Annotated in this window: 12 protein-coding genes and 3 rRNA genes; 9 read left to right on the forward strand and 6 right to left on the reverse strand. The window is 66.2% G+C overall.

Features of this window, described 5'->3' with window-relative positions:
• The first annotated feature begins 119 nt into the window (after positions 1-119).
• From QFZ52_RS00005 to rrf, 3 genes are all read left to right on the forward strand, one after another.
• Positions 120-1,644 (forward strand): 16S ribosomal RNA (locus tag QFZ52_RS00005).
• 541 nt (positions 1,645-2,185) lie between these two features.
• Positions 2,186-5,312: ribosomal RNA gene (locus QFZ52_RS00010) — 23S ribosomal RNA — on the forward strand.
• Between the two features lie 232 nt (positions 5,313-5,544).
• Positions 5,545-5,661, forward strand: a 5S ribosomal RNA gene (rrf, locus tag QFZ52_RS00015).
• Together the 16S, 23S and 5S rRNA genes form the textbook arrangement of a ribosomal RNA operon.
• Before the next feature lie 248 nt (positions 5,662-5,909).
• On the opposite strand, the gene QFZ52_RS00020 is transcribed toward rrf, so the two are convergent.
• Both QFZ52_RS00020 and QFZ52_RS00025 read right to left on the reverse strand, forming a co-directional pair.
• Positions 5,910-6,863, reverse strand: coding sequence for a patatin-like phospholipase family protein (locus QFZ52_RS00020; protein ID WP_307495577.1), 954 nt, complete (start codon positions 6,861-6,863; stop codon positions 5,910-5,912).
• 183 nt (positions 6,864-7,046) lie between these two features.
• Positions 7,047-7,697 carry a LysE family translocator gene (locus QFZ52_RS00025; RefSeq protein ID WP_307495578.1) on the reverse strand — a complete coding sequence of 217 codons (651 nt, stop codon included), beginning with the start codon at positions 7,695-7,697 and terminating at the stop codon, positions 7,047-7,049.
• A 192-nt stretch (positions 7,698-7,889) separates the two neighbouring features.
• On the opposite strand from QFZ52_RS00025, the gene QFZ52_RS00030 reads away from it, so the two are divergent.
• Both QFZ52_RS00030 and QFZ52_RS00035 read left to right on the forward strand, forming a co-directional pair.
• Positions 7,890-10,175, forward strand: a complete 2,286-nt coding sequence (locus QFZ52_RS00030) for a cytochrome c oxidase assembly protein (protein ID WP_307495579.1) — start codon at positions 7,890-7,892, stop codon at positions 10,173-10,175.
• On the forward strand, positions 10,172-12,127 hold the full coding sequence (locus QFZ52_RS00035) for an NHL domain-containing thioredoxin family protein (RefSeq protein ID WP_307495581.1): 1,956 nt from the start codon (positions 10,172-10,174) through the stop codon (positions 12,125-12,127). The genes QFZ52_RS00030 and QFZ52_RS00035 overlap by 4 nt, the downstream gene beginning before the upstream one ends.
• Before the next feature lie 95 nt (positions 12,128-12,222).
• Here the strand turns inward: QFZ52_RS00035 and QFZ52_RS00040 are convergent, their stop codons facing one another.
• Complete coding sequence (locus tag QFZ52_RS00040; protein ID WP_307495583.1) at positions 12,223-13,218, reverse strand: hypothetical protein; 996 nt, start codon at positions 13,216-13,218, stop codon at positions 12,223-12,225.
• 70 nt (positions 13,219-13,288) lie between these two features.
• Positions 13,289-15,016 (reverse strand): helicase HerA-like domain-containing protein, encoded by a 1,728-nt coding sequence (locus QFZ52_RS00045; protein ID WP_307495584.1) that lies wholly within the window; start codon positions 15,014-15,016, stop codon positions 13,289-13,291.
• 112 nt (positions 15,017-15,128) lie between these two features.
• Here QFZ52_RS00045 and QFZ52_RS00050 point away from each other — a divergent pair, with 112 nt between their 5' ends.
• Together QFZ52_RS00050 and QFZ52_RS00055 are read left to right on the forward strand one after the other, a co-directional pair.
• Positions 15,129-15,746, forward strand: a complete 618-nt coding sequence (locus tag QFZ52_RS00050) for a DinB family protein (RefSeq protein ID WP_307495585.1) — start codon at positions 15,129-15,131, stop codon at positions 15,744-15,746.
• Positions 15,739-16,899, forward strand: coding sequence for a GNAT family N-acetyltransferase (locus tag QFZ52_RS00055; RefSeq protein WP_307495586.1), 1,161 nt, complete (start codon positions 15,739-15,741; stop codon positions 16,897-16,899). The genes QFZ52_RS00050 and QFZ52_RS00055 overlap by 8 nt, the downstream gene beginning before the upstream one ends.
• A 123-nt stretch (positions 16,900-17,022) precedes the next feature.
• On the opposite strand, the gene QFZ52_RS00060 is transcribed toward QFZ52_RS00055, so the two are convergent.
• Positions 17,023-17,580 (reverse strand): GNAT family N-acetyltransferase, encoded by a 558-nt coding sequence (locus tag QFZ52_RS00060; protein ID WP_307495587.1) that lies wholly within the window; start codon positions 17,578-17,580, stop codon positions 17,023-17,025.
• A 92-nt stretch (positions 17,581-17,672) separates the two neighbouring features.
• Positions 17,673-19,646 carry an FAD/NAD(P)-binding protein gene (locus QFZ52_RS00065; RefSeq protein ID WP_307495588.1) on the reverse strand — a complete coding sequence of 658 codons (1,974 nt, stop codon included), beginning with the start codon at positions 19,644-19,646 and terminating at the stop codon, positions 17,673-17,675.
• 286 nt (positions 19,647-19,932) lie between these two features.
• On the opposite strand from QFZ52_RS00065, the gene QFZ52_RS00070 reads away from it, so the two are divergent.
• Entirely contained in the window at positions 19,933-21,111 is a 1,179-nt protein-coding gene (locus QFZ52_RS00070) for an amino acid ABC transporter permease (RefSeq protein ID WP_307495589.1), read from the forward strand.
• Positions 21,108-21,968 (forward strand): amino acid ABC transporter ATP-binding protein, encoded by an 861-nt coding sequence (locus QFZ52_RS00075; protein ID WP_307495590.1) that lies wholly within the window; start codon positions 21,108-21,110, stop codon positions 21,966-21,968. The genes QFZ52_RS00070 and QFZ52_RS00075 overlap by 4 nt, the downstream gene beginning before the upstream one ends.
• The last annotated feature ends 3 nt before the right edge of the window (positions 21,969-21,971 follow it).

Here is a 21,971-nt window from a genome sequence, read left to right on the forward strand (position 1 = left end):
AGCAGTCTGTTGTTTGAGAACTCAATAGTGTGTCATGTTTTTTTGATACCAATGTTTTTTTGGTAATCACTGATTCGCCGCCCCTGTGGTGGATTGGTGTTTGCTGGGTTTTGAATTTCTTTTTGGAGAGTTTGATCCTGGCTCAGGATGAACGCTGGCGGCGTGCTTAACACATGCAAGTCGAACGATGATGCCCAGCTTGCTGGGTGGATTAGTGGCGAACGGGTGAGTAACACGTGAGTAACCTGCCCTTGACTCTGGGATAAGCCTGGGAAACTGGGTCTAATACCGGATACGACCATTGCCCGCATGGGTTGGTGGTGGAAAGCTTTTGTGGTTTTGGATGGACTCGCGGCCTATCAGCTTGTTGGTGAGGTAATGGCTCACCAAGGCGACGACGGGTAGCCGGCCTGAGAGGGTGACCGGCCACACTGGGACTGAGACACGGCCCAGACTCCTACGGGAGGCAGCAGTGGGGAATATTGCACAATGGGCGAAAGCCTGATGCAGCGACGCCGCGTGAGGGATGACGGCCTTCGGGTTGTAAACCTCTTTCAGTAGGGAAGAAGCGAAAGTGACGGTACCTGCAGAAGAAGCGCCGGCTAACTACGTGCCAGCAGCCGCGGTAATACGTAGGGCGCAAGCGTTATCCGGAATTATTGGGCGTAAAGAGCTCGTAGGCGGTTTGTCGCGTCTGCTGTGAAAGGCCAGGGCTCAACCCTGGTTCTGCAGTGGGTACGGGCAGACTTGAGTGATGTAGGGGAGACTGGAATTCCTGGTGTAGCGGTGAAATGCGCAGATATCAGGAGGAACACCGATGGCGAAGGCAGGTCTCTGGGCATTAACTGACGCTGAGGAGCGAAAGCATGGGGAGCGAACAGGATTAGATACCCTGGTAGTCCATGCCGTAAACGTTGGGCACTAGGTGTGGGGGACATTCCACGTTTTCCGCGCCGTAGCTAACGCATTAAGTGCCCCGCCTGGGGAGTACGGCCGCAAGGCTAAAACTCAAAGGAATTGACGGGGGCCCGCACAAGCGGCGGAGCATGCGGATTAATTCGATGCAACGCGAAGAACCTTACCAAGGCTTGACATGGACCGGATCGCATCAGAGATGGTGTTTCCCTTCGGGGCTGGTTCACAGGTGGTGCATGGTTGTCGTCAGCTCGTGTCGTGAGATGTTGGGTTAAGTCCCGCAACGAGCGCAACCCTCGTTCCATGTTGCCAGCGCGTAATGGCGGGGACTCATGGGAGACTGCCGGGGTCAACTCGGAGGAAGGTGGGGACGACGTCAAATCATCATGCCCCTTATGTCTTGGGCTTCACGCATGCTACAATGGCCGGTACAAAGGGTTGCGATACTGTGAGGTGGAGCTAATCCCAAAAAGCCGGTCTCAGTTCGGATTGGGGTCTGCAACTCGACCCCATGAAGTTGGAGTCGCTAGTAATCGCAGATCAGCAACGCTGCGGTGAATACGTTCCCGGGCCTTGTACACACCGCCCGTCAAGTCACGAAAGTTGGTAACACCCGAAGCCGGTGGCCTAACCCCTTGTGGGAGGGAGCTGTCGAAGGTGGGACTGGCGATTGGGACTAAGTCGTAACAAGGTAGCCGTACCGGAAGGTGCGGCTGGATCACCTCCTTTCTAAGGAGCAAACGAGATCGCTGTCGTGGCCTGCATGGGTTGTGGTGGTGGTTGAGTGTAGAACCCGCCTGCCAGGGCGTTCGTTCCTGGGGTGTGGTGCTCATGGGTGGAATATCGAAAAGACACATCCTCGTGATGGTTGGTGGGTTCCTGTGAAACAAGGGGGCTTGCCGGCTGGGGGTGCGGTTCCTGCACGGGTGCTGTGATGCTGGTGGTGAGTACGCCGCTGTGATGCCTTTGGGTGTTGTGGTGGTTGGAAAGTTGTTGGTGTTGTGGTGGTGCTGGGGTTGTTGACACACTGTTGGGTCCTGAAGCAACAGGCCTGTCGCATGTCTCCTTGTGGGGTGTGTGGTGGTTGTTGTTTCGTTTGGTTGCCCTGCTTCTGGAAGGCGTGCCCGGTTGGGTGTGTTGGATGGGGGTGTGGGGTTGTTGTTTGAGAACTGCATAGTGGACGCGAGCATCTTATAAGGCGAGCGTCATGGCCTGGGTGATCCCCTTTGGGGGGTTGTGTGGGTTGTGGTGTTTGTCTTGGTTTTTGTGTGGCCAAGTTTTTAAGGGCGCACGGTGAATGCCTTGGCATTAGGAGCCGATGAAGGACGTGGGAATCTGCGAAAAGCCTGGGGGAGTTGATAACCGAACTTTGATCCCAGGATGTCCGAATGGGGAAACCCGGCTGCCTGTTATGGGTAGTCACCCGCAGCTGAACGCATAGGCTGTGTGGAGGGAACGCGGGGAAGTGAAACATCTCAGTACCCGCAGGAAGAGAAAACAACATGTGATTCCGTGAGTAGTGGCGAGCGAAAGCGGATCAGGCTAAACCGGTCCATGTGTGATAGCCAGTGGGCGTTGCATGGTCGGGGTTGTGGGGTTGTTCCGTACCAGGGTCACTGACCTGGTCGGGTGTGAATGTGCTGACGTAGATGAACGGCTTGGGATGGTCGACCATAGAGGGTGAGAGTCCCGTAATTGTCGCGTTGATGCACCGCTCGAGGGATGATACCCGAGTAGCACGGGGCCCGAGAAATCCCGTGTGAATCTGTCAGGACCACCTGATAAGCCTAAATACTACCTAATGACCGATAGCGGACCAGTACCGTGAGGGAAAGGTGAAAAGTACCCCGGGAGGGGAGTGAAATAGTACCTGAAACCGTGTGCCTACAATCCGTCAGAGCAGGCTTGTACCTGTGATGGCGTGCCTTTTGAAGAATGAGCCTGCGAGTTAGTGTTACGTCGCGAGGTTAACCCGTGTGGGGAAGCCGTAGCGAAAGCGAGTCTGAATAGGGCGTTTGAGTGGCGTGATCTAGACCCGAAGCGAAGTGATCTACCCATGGCCAGGTTGAAGCGACGGTAAGACGTCGTGGAGGACCGAACCCACTTCAGTTGAAAATGGAGGGGATGAGCTGTGGGTAGGGGTGAAAGGCCAATCAAACTTCGTGATAGCTGGTTCTCCCCGAAATGCATTTAGGTGCAGCGTTGCGTGTTTCTTGCCGGAGGTAGAGCTACTGGATGGCCGATGGGCCCTACAAGGTTACTGACGTCAGCCAAACTCCGAATGCCGGTAAGTGAGAGCGCAGCAGTGAGACCGTGGGGGATAAGCTTCATGGTCGAGAGGGAAACAGCCCAGACCACCGACTAAGGCCCCTAAGCGTGTGCTAAGTGGGAAAGGATGTGGAGTTGCTTAGACAACCAGGAGGTTGGCTTAGAAGCAGCCACCCTTGAAAGAGTGCGTAATAGCTCACTGGTCAAGTGATTCCGCGCCGACAATGTAGCGGGGCTCAAGTACACCGCCGAAGTCGTGGATTTCAGATAGTAGACAAGCCTTCGTGGTTCAGTCGTCTGGAGTGGTAGGGGAGCGTCGTGTGGACGGTGAAGCCGCGGTGTAAACCAGTGGTGGAGACCACACGAGTGAGAATGCAGGCATGAGTAGCGAAAGACGGGTGAGAAACCCGTCCGCCGGATGATCAAGGGTTCCAGGGTCAAGCTAATCTGCCCTGGGTGAGTCGGGACCTAAGGCGAGGCCGACAGGCGTAGTCGATGGACAACGGGTTGATATTCCCGTACCGGCGAAGAACCGCCCATACTGAGCCCGGGATACTAACCACCCAATCCACCTCCAGGAGCCTTCGGGCAAGTGGTGTGTGGTGAGGCTGGGAACTGATCGGGGGAGGTAAGCGTATTAACAGGTGTGACGCAGGAAGGTAGCTGAGCCGGGCGATGGTAGTCCCGGTCTAAGCAGGTAGGCCGTTCCCTAGGCAAATCCGGGGAACATTAAGGCTGAGACGTGATGGGACCCCACCTTGTGGGGGATTCAGTGATCCTATGCTGCCGAGAAAAGCATCGACGCGAGGTTCCAGCCGCCCGTACCCTAAACCGACACAGGTGATCAGGTAGAGAATACTAAGGCGATCGAGAGAATCATGGTTAAGGAACTCGGCAAAATGCCCCCGTAACTTCGGGAGAAGGGGGGCCCGGACTGTGAAGAGGACTTGCTCCTCGGAGCGGATAAGGGCCGCAGAGACCAGGGGGAAGCGACTGTTTACTAAAAACACAGGTCCGTGCGAAGTCGCAAGACGATGTATACGGACTGACTCCTGCCCGGTGCTGGAAGGTTAAGAGGACCGGTCAACACTTCGGTGTGAAGCCGGGAATTTAAGCCCCAGTAAACGGCGGTGGTAACTATAACCATCCTAAGGTAGCGAAATTCCTTGTCGGGTAAGTTCCGACCTGCACGAATGGAGTAACGACTTCCCTACTGTCTCAACCATGAACTCGGCGAAATTGCACTACGAGTAAAGATGCTCGTTACGCGCAGCAGGACGGAAAGACCCCGAGACCTTTACTATAGTTTGGTATTGGTGTTCGGAGTGGCTTGTGTAGGATAGGTGGGAGACTGTGAAGCGGACACGCCAGTGTTCGTGGAGTCATCGTTGAAATACCACTCTGGTCACTTTGGACATCTAACTTCGGCCCATAATCTGGGTCAGGGACAGTGCCTGATGGGTAGTTTAACTGGGGCGGTTGCCTCCTAAAAAGTAACGGAGGCGCCCAAAGGTTCCCTCAGCCTGGTTGGCAATCAGGTGTCGAGTGTAAGTGCACAAGGGAGCTTGACTGTGAGAGAGACATCTCGAGCAGGGACGAAAGTCGGGACTAGTGATCCGGCGGTACATTGTGGAATGGCCGTCGCTCAACGGATAAAAGGTACCTCGGGGATAACAGGCTGATCTTGCCCAAGAGTCCATATCGACGGCATGGTTTGGCACCTCGATGTCGGCTCGTCGCATCCTGGGGCTGGAGTAGGTCCCAAGGGTTGGGCTGTTCGCCCATTAAAGCGGTACGCGAGCTGGGTTTAGAACGTCGTGAGACAGTTCGGTCCCTATCCGCTGCGCGCGCAGGAAATTTGAGAAGGGCTGTCCTTAGTACGAGAGGACCGGGACGGACGAACCTCTGGTGTGTCAGTTGTACTGCCAAGTGCACCGCTGATTGGCTACGTTCGGATGGGATAACCGCTGAAAGCATCTAAGCGGGAAGCCCGCTTCAAGATAAGATTTCCATGACCCTTCGGGGTCGAGAGGCTCCCAGCAGACCACTGGGTTGATAGGCCGGACGTGGAAGCAGGGACTAACGACCTGTGAAGCTGACCGGTACTAATAAGCCGACAACCTGACCACACACCACACCCCACCCGGGTGTGGATCAAAAAAACTGTGCTACGCGTCCACCATGCGGTCCCCAAACAACAAACCCACCAGGTTTGACACGAGGGAACCACCACAACTAAATAAGCAACACCACCACCCCGCCACAACTGGGGAACCAATGGATCGGTGTTGCGTGTCACGGAAACGATCCAGTGACCCTTACAAACCAACCCCCACCCACGGGCGGGGTGTTTGAAAGAGTTACGGCGGTCATAGCGTGGGGGAAACGCCCGGTCCCATTCCGAACCCGGAAGCTAAGACCCACAGCGCCGATGGTACTGCACTCGCGAGGGTGTGGGAGAGTAGGACACCGCCGGACACAACCACACAGGGACGGCCCCGAGCAACGACGCTCGGGGCCGCTCGTCATTTAACCACCAACACCAACACCAACCACCAACAGCCCCCACACACAGGGGGCTGTCCCCGTTTAACCGGCCAGACTCGCCAGACCAGACCCACACGACCGAACCACCACGAGACCACACAAGGGGCGGCGCCCGCCCCACAAGGGACGGGCACCACCCACACCGACGCCCTACTGGAACAGCCGGTATCAGCCCAGACTCACCCCGCCGCCGACGCGCCCCAGAACGACGCCAGCCCTCCGGCGAGACTCTGACCCTGACGGAAGCCGGCCCGCGCCGCATCCGGGCGCAAGGCGAGGTTCATGGCGTTGGCGCCGAAGAGGTGCTCGTCCTCCGGCTCAGGTGAGATGACCTCGACGGCGCTGCCGGCGTCGCGCAGTTCGTCGACTTGAGCGCCGAGGTGCTGACCCCACGCCAGCGGAGTGCGCGTCCGCCCGCCGAACGGTGAGAGGACCAGGACCCGGGTGCAGCCGGCGGCGAGGTCGGCGTTCTCATTGCGTCGGTAGCCGCCGTCGATGTACTGCCGGTCCCCGACAGGATAGGCGAAGCCGCTGGCGCAACTGGCGGCCACGGCGTCGGCGAGGAGGACGCCGCTCTCACGGGTGAAGACCATCGGCTCGCCATTGAGAGCGTCCACGGCCGTCAGGTACACCTGTTGTTCCGGCCACTCGTGGCTCGGCAGGCGCGACGCGACGGTCGCGCGCCACCGGGAGCGGACCTCCGGGTCAGCCGAACCGGGGAGCTCGAGCGCTGCGGCGGCCATCCGGCGGCGCATGTCGTCGGCGTCGTGCGCCTCCGAGATGATCCTGTCGGTCCGTTCCAGGTGATTGATGGTGGATCCTGCCAGCCCCCGGCGTCCCGCGTCTCCCGCCGACGGCTGGGGACGGCGGGCGGGAGGTGGTGTCAGGGAGGCCTCGTAGAGCTCGGCCGGGTCGGCACCGGTGAGCTGCGCCGCCGCCGTGGCGCCGGCGGAAGTGCCGATGATCAGGTCGGCGTCCGTGACGGTGAGGCCCGCGTGTGCGAGCCCTGCGATGACTCCGAGGAGCCAGGCATTGCCGGTGGACCCGCCTCCACCGAGGACCAGGGCGCGACGGCCCGGAGGGTTGGAGGTGCCGGAAGCAGAGGATGAATCAGAAGAAGTGTCGTGGTGCATGGGAGTCGCCTTTCGCGAGGTGGCTGTGTGGCGCTCCCAGGGGCGGCTGCGTCAGCCGCGGAATCGTGGGCGGAGGGGAGCGCCCATTGCGGATACTGCGTCCATGGGTCTCACCTCCTGCGACTGGATCACGATCAGAGGAATAGTCGCACATCGGCGACGGCGGCGCAACAGCCGCCGGCCTCAGCCGTGCCGCGTCTCCGCCAGGGCCACGATCCCGAAGGCGCCGAGCGCCGTCCCCGTCACGCGGTCGATGATCTTGCGGAACCGGGGCCCGTCCAGCCAGCGCCGGAAATAGTGTGCCGCCGTGATGATCACGGTGAACCAGAGGGCCGCTTCGAGATTGCTGATCACCGAGAGCATCAGGCCCATCCAGAGGGGAGCGATCGACGGGACCAGGAACTGCGGGATGACCGCCAGGCAGAACATCCCGTACTTCGGATTCAGGATGTTGGAGAGGAAGCCCTTCGCCCAGGTCTTCCCGAGGTGTTCTGGCGCCACGGTGGCCGGCCCGGAGGCGGTGTCGACGGCGCCGTCGCCCGTGCGGAAGGAGGCCCTCCAGAAGGAGAAGGCGAGCCAGAGCATGTACCCCGCGCCGATGACACGGAGGATGTCATACGCGACAGTCGAGACGGCCAGCAGCGCCGAGACTCCGGTGGCCGCGGCCACGCCCCAGATGAACGCGCCCGTGATCATGCCCAGCGCCGCGGTGTACGCGTGACGGCGGCTCCGGCCCAGGGCATAGCGGAGGACGAGGGCGGTGTCCGTTCCCGGAAGGATCGTGATGAGGACGGACAGAGCGGCGAAGCCCAGCAGGGACTGTTCGAGGGTCACCCCGTCATCATAAAAGGCCTTCGCGGAGCCCCCGCCCGTGGAAGCCGAGCGCTTCTCGAGTGTGACGTGCACGGTGGTCAGGAGCGCGCGCAGAGTCCGGAGAGGGACGAGCGTCCTGCCCGACCCTGACAGCCCCCTGTGAAGTGCGTCCCCCGATTCGACCCGCCCTCGCGCGCGCGGGACAATGGAGGCATGCCAGCAACCACCAGGAACCAGGTCTCCTCACGCCCCGGAAGACCCGCGCGCGGGCAGGGGTCGAACGGGAAGGCCGCCCAGGGTCCCGCACCCCAGGCCACCCGGACCGGGCTGGGACCGGGCTGGCAGTTCGCGGCGATCGCCGTGGCGGTCGTGACGCTGGTCCTCGGCCTGCTGTTCACCGGTGCCGCCGGTGTGCGTCAGCTCTCCGATCCCGGCGCCCTGGTGCGCTGGGGGCTCCCGGTGGCCAAGACCGTCCACAACCTCAGCCTGGCCGTGACGGTCGCGGCGCTGGCGTTCGCCGTCGTCGTGCTGCCGCAGGGGATCAGGGCTCCGCGGCGCGGTGGCGAGACGAAGGACGTGCCGGAACACCCTGCCTTCACCCGGACCATGCTGCTGGCGGGCGTGGCCGGAAGCCTCTGGACCGTGTCCGCGATCGCGGTGCTGGTGCTGACTTACGCGAACGTGTCCGGGCAGGCCCTCAGCGGCGACACCGAGTACACCAGAGCCCTCGTCTTCTTCATGAGCGACTTCCCGCTGGGCCGGGGCTGGCTCTTCGTGGTGATCGTCGCGGCGCTCGTGGCGACCGCCAGCTTCGGCCTGCGCAACACGACGGCGCTCGCGTTCACGCTGCTCCTGGCACTCCTCGGCATGGTGCCGCCGGCGCTGAACGGCCACGCGGCGAGTTCCAACGACCACGCCGGCGCCGTGAACTCGATCGGCCTGCACGTGCTGGGGGCCTCGCTCTGGGTGGGCGGCATCGCCGTCCTGGCCCTCATCTCCGGCCTCCTGGCCCGCCCGGCCTCGGGCACCCCGCGCCGCGACATCACCGCGGCCACCCTCAAACGCTTCTCCGCGCTGGCACTCTTCTGCTTCGTGCTGGTCACGGTGTCCGGCATCATCAGCGCCTCCATCCGCATCACCAGCTGGCACAATCTCTTCTACTCGCCCTACGGCCAGCTGGTGCTGGTCAAGACCTTCTGCGCCCTGGTCCTCGGGGCGATCGGCTACATGCACCGTTCGTGGATCATCCCGCGGCTGGGCAATGACGACGGCGCGGCCTCGCGGGGCAAGGCCGCTTCGGTCCCGTCCAAAGGCTCCCTCACGGCGCAGCGCGTGCTCTGGCAGATCATCGGCGTCGAGCTGCTCGTCATGGCTGCGACGAGCGCGGTCGCCGTCGCGCTGTCCTCCTCGGCCCCGCCGTCCGAGACCAAGTACTCCGAGGATGCCAGCCCGGCCTTCATCCTCAGTGGTTACGAGCTGCCCCCCGAACTGACCCCGGAACGCTGGCTCACGGTCTGGCGTCTCGACTGGCTGTGGGTCGCGGTGGCCGTGTTCGGCGCCGTCGCTTATGCCCTGGGTGTCATCAAGGTCATCCGCCGTGGCGACCGCTGGCCCGTCATGCGGGCGGTGTCCTGGTTCATCGGCCTCGCGGCCCTGACGTACATCATCTCCGGCGCCCCCGGTGTGTACGGGCACGTCATGTTCTCCATCCACATGGTGGAGCACATGGCCCTGACCATGGTGGCGCCGATCTTCCTGGTGATCGGCTCGCCCATCACCCTGGCGCTCCGCGCGCTCGCACCCCGCACGGATGGCAGCCGCGGTCTGCGCGAATGGATTCTCGCCTTCGTGCACTCCCGCTTCTCCCAGGTGGTCACGCACCCGCTCTTCGCGGCCGCGAACTTCGCCGGGTCGATCGTGCTGTTCTACTACTCGGACTTCTTCGGTTTCGCCATGCGGGATCACGTGGGCCACGAGCTGATGAACCTCCACTTCCTGCTGACCGGATACATTTTCGCGCTGACCATGATCGGTCAGGACCCGTTGCCGCGCCGCGCGCCGTTCCCGATGCGGCTCCTGCTGCTCCTGGCGACCATGGCGTTCCACGCCTTCTTCGGCGTCTCCATCATGGGCGGCACGAGCCTGCTCGCCGCGGACTACTTCGGAAACCTGGGCCGTGCCTGGGGTCCGAGCGCGATCGTGGACCAGCAGCACGGCGGGGCGATCGCCTGGGGCATCGGCGAAGTGCCCACCGTTCTGCTCGCGATCGGGGTCGCCATCATGTGGTCCCGCTCGGATGAACGGGAGACGCGCCGCAAGGACCGGGCGGCGGACAGGAATAACGACGCCGAGCTGACCGCTTACAACGACATGTTCACCCGTCTTGCCCAGAGGGACGGTTCACCCACCGGACGCACTGCGCCCACCGCCGGCGCGGCCTCTACGCTGGAACCCGGAACGCCGGGAGCCGGCACGCCGGAACCGAAGGAGAAAGAATGACCATCGAGAACGCGACCTCCGTGCGCAGCGCCACCCGCGTCCGCGCTTCCGAGCTGGTGGGCCGCAACTGGCTCAACACCGGTGGGGAACAGCTCTCCCTCGAGAAACTCCGTGGCAAGATCGTGCTGCTGGACTTCTGGACCTTCTGCTGCATCAACTGCCTGCACGTCCTGGACGAGATGCGCCCGCTCGAGGAGCAGTACAGCGACGTCCTGGTGACGGTCGGCGTCCACTCGCCCAAGTTCGAGCACGAGGCCGACCCGGTGGCCATCGCCGCCGCCGTGGAGCGTTACGAGATCCACCACCCGGTCCTGGATGACCCGGAGCTGGACACCTGGAAGGCTTACGCCGCCCGCGCCTGGCCCACCTTGGTGGTCGTCGACCCCGAGGGATACGTGGTGGCGCACCTCTCCGGCGAAGGCCACGCCGACGGGCTTGCCGTCCTGATCCCGGAACTCATCGCGGAGCACGAGGCCAAGGGCACTCTGCACCGCGGTGACGGCCCGTACGTGGCGCCGGAGGCGACCTCCGGGACGCTCCGCTTCCCGGGCAAGGCCCTGCTGCTGCCCGCCGGGCGCGGTTCCGGGCAGGACTCCTGGCTCGTCTCCGACACCGGTCATCACCGCGTCCTGGAGCTCGCCGACGACTTCGACACCATCCTGTCCGCGTATGGCGACGGGACCAAGGGACATGTCGACGGCGGGGCCGAGGGCGCCCGCTTCAACGAGCCCCAGGGACTCACCCTCCTGCCCGCCGAGCTGGCGGCGCGGGTCGGGTACGACGTCGTCGTGGCAGACTCCGTCAACCACCGCCTGCGCGGCATCAGCCTCGCCACCGGTGAGGTGACCACGCTCGCCGGCAGTGGCGTGCAGCGGCTCCTGGAAGCGGGCCCCGCCCGTGTGGACGACGACGGCGCCGGCTACGGCGGGCCGCTCGGCGCGGATCCGCTCCAGGTGGCCCTCAGCTCACCGTGGGACGTCCTCTGGTCCGAGTCGCTGCAGACCGTGGTGATCGCCATGGCGGGCGTGCACCAGATCTTCGCGTTCTCCCCGGAGACGGGCGAGGTGTCCATCCTGGCCGGCAACGGTCTGGAAGGCCTGCTCGACGGCGCGGCCGACTCGGCCTGGTTCGCCCAGTCCTCCGGCCTCGCCGAAGGACCCGACGGCTCCATCTGGGTGGCCGACTCGGAGACCTCCGCGCTGCGCCGCCTCGTGCCCACGGGCGACGCCGGCCGCGTGACCGTGGAGACCGCCATCGGCAAGGGCCTCTTCGACTTCGGATTCCGCGACGGCGAAGCCTCCGAGGCGCGGCTCCAGCACCCGCTCGGTGTCACCGTGCTGCCCGACGGTTCCGTGGCGATCGCCGACACCTACAACGGCGCCGTGCGCCGCTACGACCCGGCGACCGGCGTCGTGTCCACCCTGACGCGCGGCCTCGCCGAGCCCAGTGACGTGGTCCTCGACCCCCGGGGCGCGGAGCCGCTGCTCGTGGTGGTGGAGGCCAACAAGCACCAGCTGATCTACGTGCCGATCCCGGCCGAGGCACAGCAGGTGGACGAGGGCGCCTCCCAGACCCAGCGTCCGACGTCGCCCGTGGCGCCGGGGTCCTTCGAACTGGCGGTCCGCTTCACCGCCCCCACGGGCCAGAAGCTGGACTACCGCTGGGGCGATCCGACCCAGCTGAAGATCTCGTCGACCCCGGCCGAGCTCCTGGTCTCGGGTGGCGGCACGGGCGAAGGCCTGAACCGCACGCTCGAGCTGTCCTCCGAGGTCACCGAGGGCATCCTGCACATCACCGCCCGCGCGGCGGCCTGTGACGGTGCGGAAGGCCCCGACGGCGAGATCCCCGATCACGCCGCCTGCCACCTGTACCAGCAGGACTGGGGCATCCCCGTGGTCCTGAGCGCCGACGGCGACACGGAACTGGTCCTGGACCTGCGCGGCATGGACTGAGCCCGGCCCGTTCCGGACGCGAAAGCACAGATGGTGCCCTTTCCCGAGGCGGGAAGGGGCACCATCTGTGCTTTCGCGGTGGGCGGTGGCCCGGGTCAGTAGTCGACGACAGGCGTGACCGTCACCTTGTCCGCCGTGAAGCTCAGCGTCACCGTGAAGCTGAACGGGTGCACCTGCTCCAGCGGCCCGTCGACGCCGGTGAACAGATCCACCGCTTTCGCGTTCAGTTTCGCCTTTCCTCCGAGCGGCGTGACCACCCAGCGGCCGTTGTACGGCTGGATCTCCACCTTCGGGTACTCCACGATGCTCCAGCGGATCGACCCCTGCGTGACCCGCTCCAGCCCGGCGTGGTAGAACGGGCAATCCGGCTGGAGGCGCTGCTCGTGGTTGGCTTCCGCGGCGCAGTCGTCGAGGTACTTGTGCACCTGCGTGGAGACCGCGTCGGCCAGGCTCTTGGTGGCCTCCGTGTTCAGATTGACCGTCTGGCTGCTGCTGGGTCCCGAGACCGAGACCCGCTGTGCCGGGGCCGCGAAGTACGGGGAACTGTACGACGCCTCGTACGTGCCCGGGAAGAACACCGGGAACTGTCCGTGCCCCTTGGGGGCGTTCATCGTGACGCCGTTGACGGTGGCCAGGTTCGAGTTGACTACGTTCACCGTGAGGGTGGGCAGGCTCGACGGGACCAGCTGCCAGCGCGTGAAGAACAGCCACTCGTGCCCGGCGGGTTCCACCAGGAAGCGGGTGCTGTTCTGCACGCCTTCCAGGGAGTAGGTGACCGGGACGGACATCCTGCCGTCCGACTGGCGTTCCGGACTCCCCACCGTGAGGTCCTCGAGCTTCTCCACCGACGCCTTGAGGCCGGCACCGTCGAGGAGGCCGGGGTTCCCGGCCGGCACCTGGGCGCGGACCAGTCCGAGGGCCTTGCCGCCGTCGCCGTCCTTGAGCGCCGAAAGGTAGGCGCGCACCGGCTCCTGTGCGCCCGCCGGTCCGGAGTTCACCACGACGATGGTGACGATGGCAGCGGCGGCCACCAGCATGATGCCGGCAAGCCAGGATGCGGCCACCTTGATGGTGGTCTGTGTCCACGTCACGCTGCTCTGAACCTCATCTCGCGTCCGGTCGTCCTTCCTGTCCTTCGCCCGGGCTGCGGGGCGCACCGTGTCAGCGGCGCCTGCTTCTCGATGAGGTGCCGAAGATGCTGCGACCCAGGTCGCGGCCCAATTGGGTGCCGAGCGACCGCACCATGGAGCGGAGCCCGCCGCCCAGTGCAGAGCCCAGGCCTCCCATGATGTCACCCATCGGGTTCTGCGCGGGTTCCGGGGCAGGGGGCGGGGGTGCGCTCGGCGCGGGTGCGCTGGGGGCGGGGGTCTGCGCCGGGGTGCCGGGCACCGAGTGTCCGAGGATCTCCGCCTCGATGCGGCGGGCCTCCTCATCCACGGAGCCCTGGTTCACAGCGCCCTGGTCCGCGGAGCCCGTGCCCGCCGGTGCTCCCGGCTGCCCGGGAGCACCGGCGACGGGGGTGCCCTGGAGCTTCTCGAACGCGGACTGGCGGTCCGTGGCCTGGCTGTACTTGGTGGCCAGGGACGACGCCTGGACGACCTGGTTCATGGTGGCGTCATCCGCCGGACCCATGAGCGATTCCGGCGCGCGGAGACGGGTCAGCGCCACCGGAGTGGGAGCGCCCTTCTCATTCATGACGGTGATGACAGCTTCGCCGATCCCGGCGGAGGTGAGGACCTTGTCCAGATCGTAGTCACTGACCGGGAAGGTGGACACCGTGGCTTTGAGCGCCTTGGCGTCGTCCGGGGTGAAGGCGCGCAGCGCGTGCTGGACCCGGTTCGCGAGCTGGCCGAGGACGTCTGCGGGGACGTCCTTGGGGGTCTGGGTCACGAAGAAGATGCCCACGCCCTTGGAACGGATGAGCCGGACGGTCTGGGTGATGGCCTGCAGGAAGGCCTTGGAGGCGCCGGTGAAGAGAAGGTGCGCCTCGTCGAAGAAGAAGACGAGCTTGGGCTTGTCCAGGTCGCCGGCCTCCGGAAGAGTCTCGAACAGCTCGGACAGCAGCCACATGAGGAACGTGGAGAACAGCGCGGGCTTGTCCTGCAGCGTGGGCAGTTCGAGCGCGCTGATGACGCCGCGTCCGTCCGGGGCCGTGCGCAGGAGCTCGGAAGGGTCGAACTCGGGGAGCCCGAAGAACTGCTCCATGCCCTGGGCCTCCAGCGCCACGATCTCGCGCAGGATGACGCCGGCGGTCGCCTTGGACAGGCCGCCGAGCTGGGCCAGCGCCTCTTTCCCCTCATCCGAGGTGAGGTACTGGATGACCGCCCGGAGATCCTTGAGATCGTCCAGTTCCAGCTGATTCTGGTCCGCGAAGTGGAAGATCAGCTGGAGGCTCGACTCCTGGGTGTCGTTGAGGTCCATGACCCGGGACAGGAGGATGGGGCCGAAGCTGGTGATCGACGCCCGCACGGGGATGCCCTTGCCGTTGCCGCCCAGGGCGAGGTACTCGACCGGGAACGTCGCGGCCTTCCACTCCTGGCCGAGTTCGGCGGTGCGCGCCAGGAGCTTGTCCCCGCCCGCGCCGGGCACGGACAGACCGGACAGATCGCCCTTGATGTCGGCCAGGAAGACCGGCACCCCGGCGGCGGACAGCTGCTCCGCCATCATGTGCAGGGTGACCGTCTTGCCGGTGCCCGTGGCGCCCGCCACGAGGCCGTGACGGTTCATCATGCCCAGGGGCAGCCGGACCGGGGCGTCCTGGTGGACGGCGTCGTCCACGATCGCCGCTCCCAGCTCGATCACGGGGCCGGAGAAGGTGTAGCCCTCGCGGATCGTCTGGACTTTGTCCTCTGTGCTTTTGGAGTCAGTGCTCTTGCTGGCCATGGCCATAGCTTAGCGGGAGGGGGTGTCAAAGCTCCTGAACCCGTCAGGCCCCGCCGGGAATCGATGGGGCGGTGCGAGGGCTGGATCTTCTGTCGGACCCTTGTCGTAGGCTCGTGGCATGACTCACACCCCAGAGGACATCAAGACGACCCTGCACCGTTATCTCCGGGCGCGGCGAACGGGCCTGCTGGCGAAACTGGACGGACTCGGAGAGTACGATCTCCGCCGTCCTCTGACCCGGACCGGGACCAATCTCCTGGGTCTGGTGAAGCACGTCGCCAGCGTCCAGGCCGAGTACTTCGGGCTGGTCTTCGACAGACCTTTCGAGCACCCCATGCCCTGGAGCGCTCCGGACGCCGAGGACAACGCGGACATGTGGGTGCCGGAGACGGAATCGGTCCAGAGCATCCTGGACCTGCACCACGCCTCGGCCGCTCACAGCGATGCCACCATCGAGGCGCTGGACCTCGACGCCCCGGGCGTGGTGCCCTGGTGGAAGCCGGAGACGCGGAACGTCACGCTTCACCAGATCCTGGTCCACGTGGACCTGGAGACCGCCCATCACGCGGGCCACGCGGACATCGTGCGCGAACTGATCGACGGCAGTGTCGGATACACCGCGGGGCATCCGAACCTTCCCGACTTCGATGAGGCCCGCTGGTCCGCGTACCGCGACCGGATCGAGGACGCGGCTCGCGCCGCTGCAGCCGCTGCGGGGGAGACCGTCCATGAGTGAGGAACCGGGCATGCTGGCCGCGTATGACTCTCAGCTGAGGCTCGACGCCGAGGCCCAGGGCGCGCTGGCGCATCGCCTGCTGCGCTGGTATCCCCGGGAGGGCGTGCTGGTGGAGGCTTCTGCCGTCCCGGAGGGCACCGGGGACGGTCCGTTCCTCCCGGTCATGACGGCGGTGTTCGCGGGAGAAGCGGGCTTCATCAGCCACGGCGCGGTGGGTCAGGAGGGGAATGCCGCACTGCTCCGCGACGAGCTGACCCGTCCGGGACGCCTGGCCGCTCTGGTGGACGCCGGGCTCACCGCCGTGCTGGACCTGGCGGGCGAGGTCGGAGGTCTGGAGGATGAGTCCTCCACCGGATCCGGTAGGAGCGGAGCGGCCGGGGGAGAAGCCGACGGCACGGGATTCTCCGCAGACACTGGACTCACCTCAGACGCTGGGCTCGCGGCAAACACGGGGCTTACAGTTGGCGCTGGGCTCACGGCCGGTGCCGGACCAGTGACGTCCGCGCCTCGGGCCGGGACGGTCCTGCAGGGTGGCTCGCCGCCGGCCGGCACACCGGTGCAGGCCCCGCGCCGTCCGCTGTCCACGCTCGAGTGGAAGACCCGCAGCCATGACGGGCTCCCCGGCTTGGGGGATGCTCTCCGGGCGGCGGGCTTCACGGAGGGCGAGGAGGAGTCGGTGATGATCGGGGACGCCGCCGCGCTCGCCGTCGAGGTTCCTCTTCCCGACGGCGTCAGCCTGCAGCGGGTGCTGACCCTCGAGGACGCCCTGGCGCTGTGCATCGCGGCGGAGGACGCGTTCGGCGGGAGTGCCGCCGATGCTCCGCGTCGCGCCGCTGATCTGATGGGCCGGCTGGCCCGTGGAAACGGCACCGAGGCGTGGATGGCGGTGGCCGACGGCGAAGTGGTGTCCGGTGGACGGCTGGAGCCGGTGCCGGGAACCGACTTCGCCGGGATCTGGGGTGGCTTCACGCTGGAAGAGTGGCGCGGTCAGGGCATCTACCGGGCCGTGACCGCTCAGCGGGCCCGAGCGGCGCTGGCACAGGGCATCTCCCTGATCAACAGCGATTCGACCGACTATTCGCGTCCGATCCTGGAACGGTACGGCTTCGTCCGCGTCACGGGGACCACGCCGTTCGAGCGCGAGTTCGGATAGAGCGACGCGTTCAGGGGCTGCGCCGGCTCCGCGAGGGAACAGCTGGTGCCCGGATCCGTGGCGGGTCCGGGCACTAACTGTTCCTTTGCGTTTAAGTAAGGAGCGTCAGGAGCAGGAGGAGCGTCAGGCGGATGGGAGCGGCTTGGTGAAGGCCAGGTGTTTGATCTCCTCCGGGTCGGCGTCGAGGTCGAAGAGGGGCGTGTACCCCGTGGCAAGGTACAGCGCCTTCGCCTCGGGCTGCCGGGGGCCCGTGGTCAGGTAGACCCTGGTGTACCCGCGGTCCCGGGCCACGCGCTCCAGCTCCACCAGCACCCGGCGGGCCAGGCCCTTGCGGCGATGCGCGGAGTGCGTCCAGATCCTCTTGAACTCGGCCGTCTCCTGGTCGTAGCGGCGGAACGCCCCGCCGGCCACCGTCTCCCCGCCTTCCTGCAGGATCAGGAGGGAGCCGTGCGGGGGCTCGAATTCGCTGGCCGGATAGCGGGACAGCTCCTCCTGCGCGCCGGCTGCGGAGAAGAAGTCGCCGTACCGGGTGGAGTATTCGACGGCGAGTTCGTCCAGCAGCGGCTTCACCCGTGCATCGTGCAGATGCACCTCGATCACCGTCAGCTCGGGGCTCTCTGAAGGGGCCGGTCCGGCGGAGGATAAGGTGGGTGCGGCCAGGTGGTTCGCGGTGATGCTCATGGGATCTTCCGTCTCTGAGGGGCTGTGTCGGGGGCGGCCCGCGATGCGGTGGCCTGCCGTGGGTGGGTGGAGAAGTCGGGAACGAGGCCGGTTCAGGCGCGCAGCCGTTCCGGTGTGGGCGCCGCGTCCGAGTCGGTGAGCCCGCCGGCCGCGACGTCGTTCAGGGCCTTGAGCAGCCTCCGCGCCAGGGCGTCGTTCTCCCGGAACGGGGCAGCGTTCGTGCGCGGCCGCGCGAAAGCGGCCGACCCCCACGCCGACGTCCAAGGTCCCACGGCGAACAGGTGGCGCCGCTCCGCGCCGTCGGGCCCCAGAATGCGCTGCTGCGCATCCACGGCCAGGCGCCCGGAGCTGCTGACACCGGCACGGGTGAGCACCTGCTTCTCCCGTCCCAGCCCACTGCTGCCGAGCTGCCAGAGAGCGGGATTCCGGGAACCCTCGACGGTCGGTTCGGGAAGGCGGGCCTCCACGAAGACCGAGACGCTCACCGTGTCCTCGCTGCCCGGGAGGGAGGCGACGAACCGGCCGTTCGACTCGTCCGGCGAGATCACGGCCCCGGGCCCGAGGAAGCGCAGGAACCCGCCGCGGTGCAGCGCGAGCATCTCCTCGAGCCGGTGCGGGGGCGGACCGGAGTCGATGAAGGAGAAGAAGCCGTGCCACCACTCGTTGATCTCGGCCAGCGCCGACGCGCTCAGCCGCTCCACGGGCACGAGCGTGCCCAGGGAGAAGTAGGCGTACAGGAAGCCGGTGAAGAGCGCGGTCTGCTCGCTGTGTGTGGGGTCGCTGCGCAGCCGGAGGTCCTCCTCGACATGCCGGAGCACCGCCGCCTCGCGGTCGGCCAGACTGCCGAGCGTAGGGTCCTGTCCCGTGCCGAGCGGCCGGTCGACCCGCTCGAAGTCCAACTGGTACGCCGGATCCGGGATGAAGTCGGCCAGCAGGCGCCGCTGTTCGACTGATCCCCACTCCACGGTGTCCAGTCGACGCTCGAAGGCGTCCCAGGGCCCGTCGACCCGCTCGGGCGAGGCCGTGAACAGCTCTTTGTAGTACGCGTGGGCTACATCCTTGGCCACGAGAGGCCAGAGATGCTCCCGGAACCCGATCTCGTCCACGGAGTTCAGCAGCGTCCCCACGGCCTCCTGAGTGAGGTAGCGGGTGCCGCTCGGGGCCGGGCCCCGGAGGGCGACCTGCGGCTTCGCGTGATACGGCACTCCGCGACGGGACCCTGCCCACAGCCGGGGTTCCCGTCCGGAGGGCACATAGTCGAAGCCGCCCCCGGCCCGGGGCGTGAAGCGCCCGCCACGGCCTTCGAACAGCAGGACCACCAGGTCGACGAACGCCAGTCCCATACCGGACACCAGCACGTCCTGACCAGGAGCGATGCCCGCGTAGTCCGCGTCGGCGGTGTAGGCCGGCGGGAGGTACAGGCCGCCGTGCCGTTCGGCGAAGGAGGTCAGGGTGCGCTCGCGGGCGTCCGGTCGGGCGTCGCTGTGCCCCAGGGAGTAGAGCACGACGTCGGCGTCCAGCGCCGGCCCGGATGCGAGCTGCACGCGGTACCCGGCGTCGTCGTGGTGGACGGCCGTGGCGGTGTCGCGGTGCACGGTGACCCGGGCGCGGGGCGCCAGCCGCAGCACGGCCCGGTGGAGGAACCAGCGGGCGTAGGCGCCGAAGAGGCGGCGGCTGGGGAAGGACCCGGTGCGCAGGGCCGCGGCCTCGGCGAGCAGGTCCGGATCCTCCAGGGCAGGGTCGGCGGGGTGGCCGTCGTCGTCCAGATCTCCTGCGGTGAGCAGACCCGCCCAGGCCAGGAGGTCCGGGCCCTCGGCCCGTGGCCCCGCGCAATGCACGGTGGCGTCGGTGAACAGGGTGATGTCCTGGGCCATGGAGTTGAGCAGCAGACCGGCGTACTGGCTGTGCCGCCAGACGCGGCCCGACCCCGGCTCCTGAGGATCCACGAGGTGAAGATCCACCGGGCTGCGGAGGAGTTCGGGCGCGCTCGCGGCCAGCCGCTCCAGGACTCCGGCCACGCGCGGACCCGCCCCGATCATGACGAGCGTGGGCCTGCGGTGACTCATGGCTTCCTCCTGGGACGCGGGCCGGGGAACGGCTGCGGGAACGGTCTGGTGGAACCCGACCCTAGGAGCGCGGACGGCCCGGAATCCAGCCCCGCCGTCACGCCCCGACGCCGGGGTTCACGGCTCGTCACGGAGCGTCGTGGGGAGCCGCATATGGCCCCGTGTGACCCGGAAAGACGCGCCGTGAACGGGGGTGCAGGAATGTGAATCGGCCCCTTGAACGTGCCCCTCGACGGTCCATAGATTGGCACCCAATCCCACTGGAACTGATCATCGAGGACTTCCCATGAGTGTCATCACCAACACCCCGGCAGGGCCCCCGGAGGGGGTGCTCGGCCAGCCCGCCGAACCGCAGAACGCGGCCCCCGCCACGGGCTTCCCCACGACCTTCGACGACGGGACGGAACACCGCCACTCGCTCGGCCTCCTGACCGCGGACGCGGCGGCGGACGGTGCGACTTCGGACGGCGCCAAGCAGGACGGCGCGACGCCGGCACTCCCGGCCGGCGCGGACCTCCGGGTGGTCCCGGCGCGGCACCCCTGGCGCTGGGTGGGCACCGTGCTGGTCACGATCCTCGTGGCGGCGATCGCCTACTCGCTGGCCACCAACCCGCGCTGGGAGTGGGGCGTGGTGGCTCAGTGGTTCACCGCGCAGTCGGTGGTCAACGGCCTGCTGGAGACCCTCAAGCTGACCGTGATCGCCGGAACCCTCGGCTTCCTGCTCGGCTTCGTCCTGGCACTCATGCGGCTCTCCGCCTCGCCGCTTCTGGTGGGCGTGGCCTGGACGTTCTCCTGGATCTTCCGCTCGACCCCTCTGCTGGTCCAGCTGCTGCTCTGGTACAACCTGGGGTACCTGTACGAGAAGATCAGCCTCGGCATCCCGTTCACGGACGTCCGGTTCTTCGAAGCCTCCACCACCACGCTGATCAGCCAGTTCGCGGCCGCAGTCCTCGGTCTGAGCCTCAACCAGGCGGCCTACTCGGCCGAGATCATCCGCGGCGGGATCCTCTCCGTGGACGCGGGGCAGCTCGAAGCAGCCGCGGCCCTCGGCATCCCGGCCTGGCGGAGGAACACCCGGATCGTGCTCCCGCAGGCCATGCGGGCCATCCTGCCCAACGCGTTCAACGAGATCATCGGCCTGGTCAAGGGCACCTCCGTGGTCTACGTCCTCGCCTACTCGGAGCTGTTCTACACCGTGCAGGTCATCTACAACCGGACCCAGCAGGTGCTGCCGCTTCTGCTGGTGGCGACCCTCTGGTACGTGGTCATCACCTCGGTGCTGAGCGTCGCCCAGTACTACATCGAACGCCACTATTCGCGGGGTTCGGTGCGCAATCTGCCGCCGACCCCCTGGCAGCGCATCCGCGCCAACCTCGCCCCGGGGCGCCGCCCGGCACTCCAGCCCGCGGCCCAGACCACGGCCGAGACCACTGGTCAGGAACCCGCCCGGAAGGACCTCCCATGAGCACCGTCGAAGCAGCAGCCGCCACGGCAGCCCCGGACACGGCGAAGCAGTCCGTGCGAGGTGACGCCGCCCCCGGGACCGTGGGCCGTGTCGACATCGTCAACGCCCACAAGAGTTTCGGTCACGTCGAGGTGCTCAAGGGCGTCGACCTGACCGTCCGGCCCGGCGAGGTGACCGTGATCGTGGGGCCGTCCGGCTCCGGCAAGTCCACCCTCCTGAGGACCATCAACCACCTGGAGACCCTGAACTCCGGCTATATCGCGATCGACGGCGAACCGGTCGGCTACCGCCTCAAGGGCAACCGGCTGCTGGAGCGCAAGGAGAAGGACATCCTGGCGAAACGGACCGGCATCGGCTTCGTCTTCCAGAACTTCAACCTCTTCCCGCACCTGACCGTGCTGGAGAACGTGATCGAGGCGCCCATCGTGGCGCAGGGCCGGAGCCGTGAGGAGGCGACCGCCAAAGCGAAGGTTCTTCTGGACCGCGTCGGTCTGGCGGACAAGACCCAGGCGTACCCCCGGCAGCTTTCGGGAGGACAGCAGCAGCGCGTCGCGATCGCCCGGGCACTGGCCCTCGAACCCCGCCTGGTCCTGTTCGATGAGCCCACCTCCGCCCTGGACCCCGAGCTGGTCAACGAGGTCCTGGACGTCATCCGGGATCTGGCCCGCACCGGCACCACGCTGATCGTGGTCACGCACGAGATGGGCTTCGCCCGGGACGTCGCGGACACCGTGGTCTTCATGGATCAGGGCCGCATCGTCGAATCCGGACCGCCCGCCCAGCTCTTCGGCAGCCCGCAGCAAGAACGCACCCGGGCGTTCCTCTCCAAAGTCATCGAACCTGCTTTCAACATCTAAGGA

Origin of the sequence: Arthrobacter woluwensis (genome assembly GCF_030816155.1) — a bacterium.
Classification (GTDB): Bacteria; Actinomycetota; Actinomycetes; order Actinomycetales; family Micrococcaceae; genus Arthrobacter_E; species Arthrobacter_E woluwensis_A.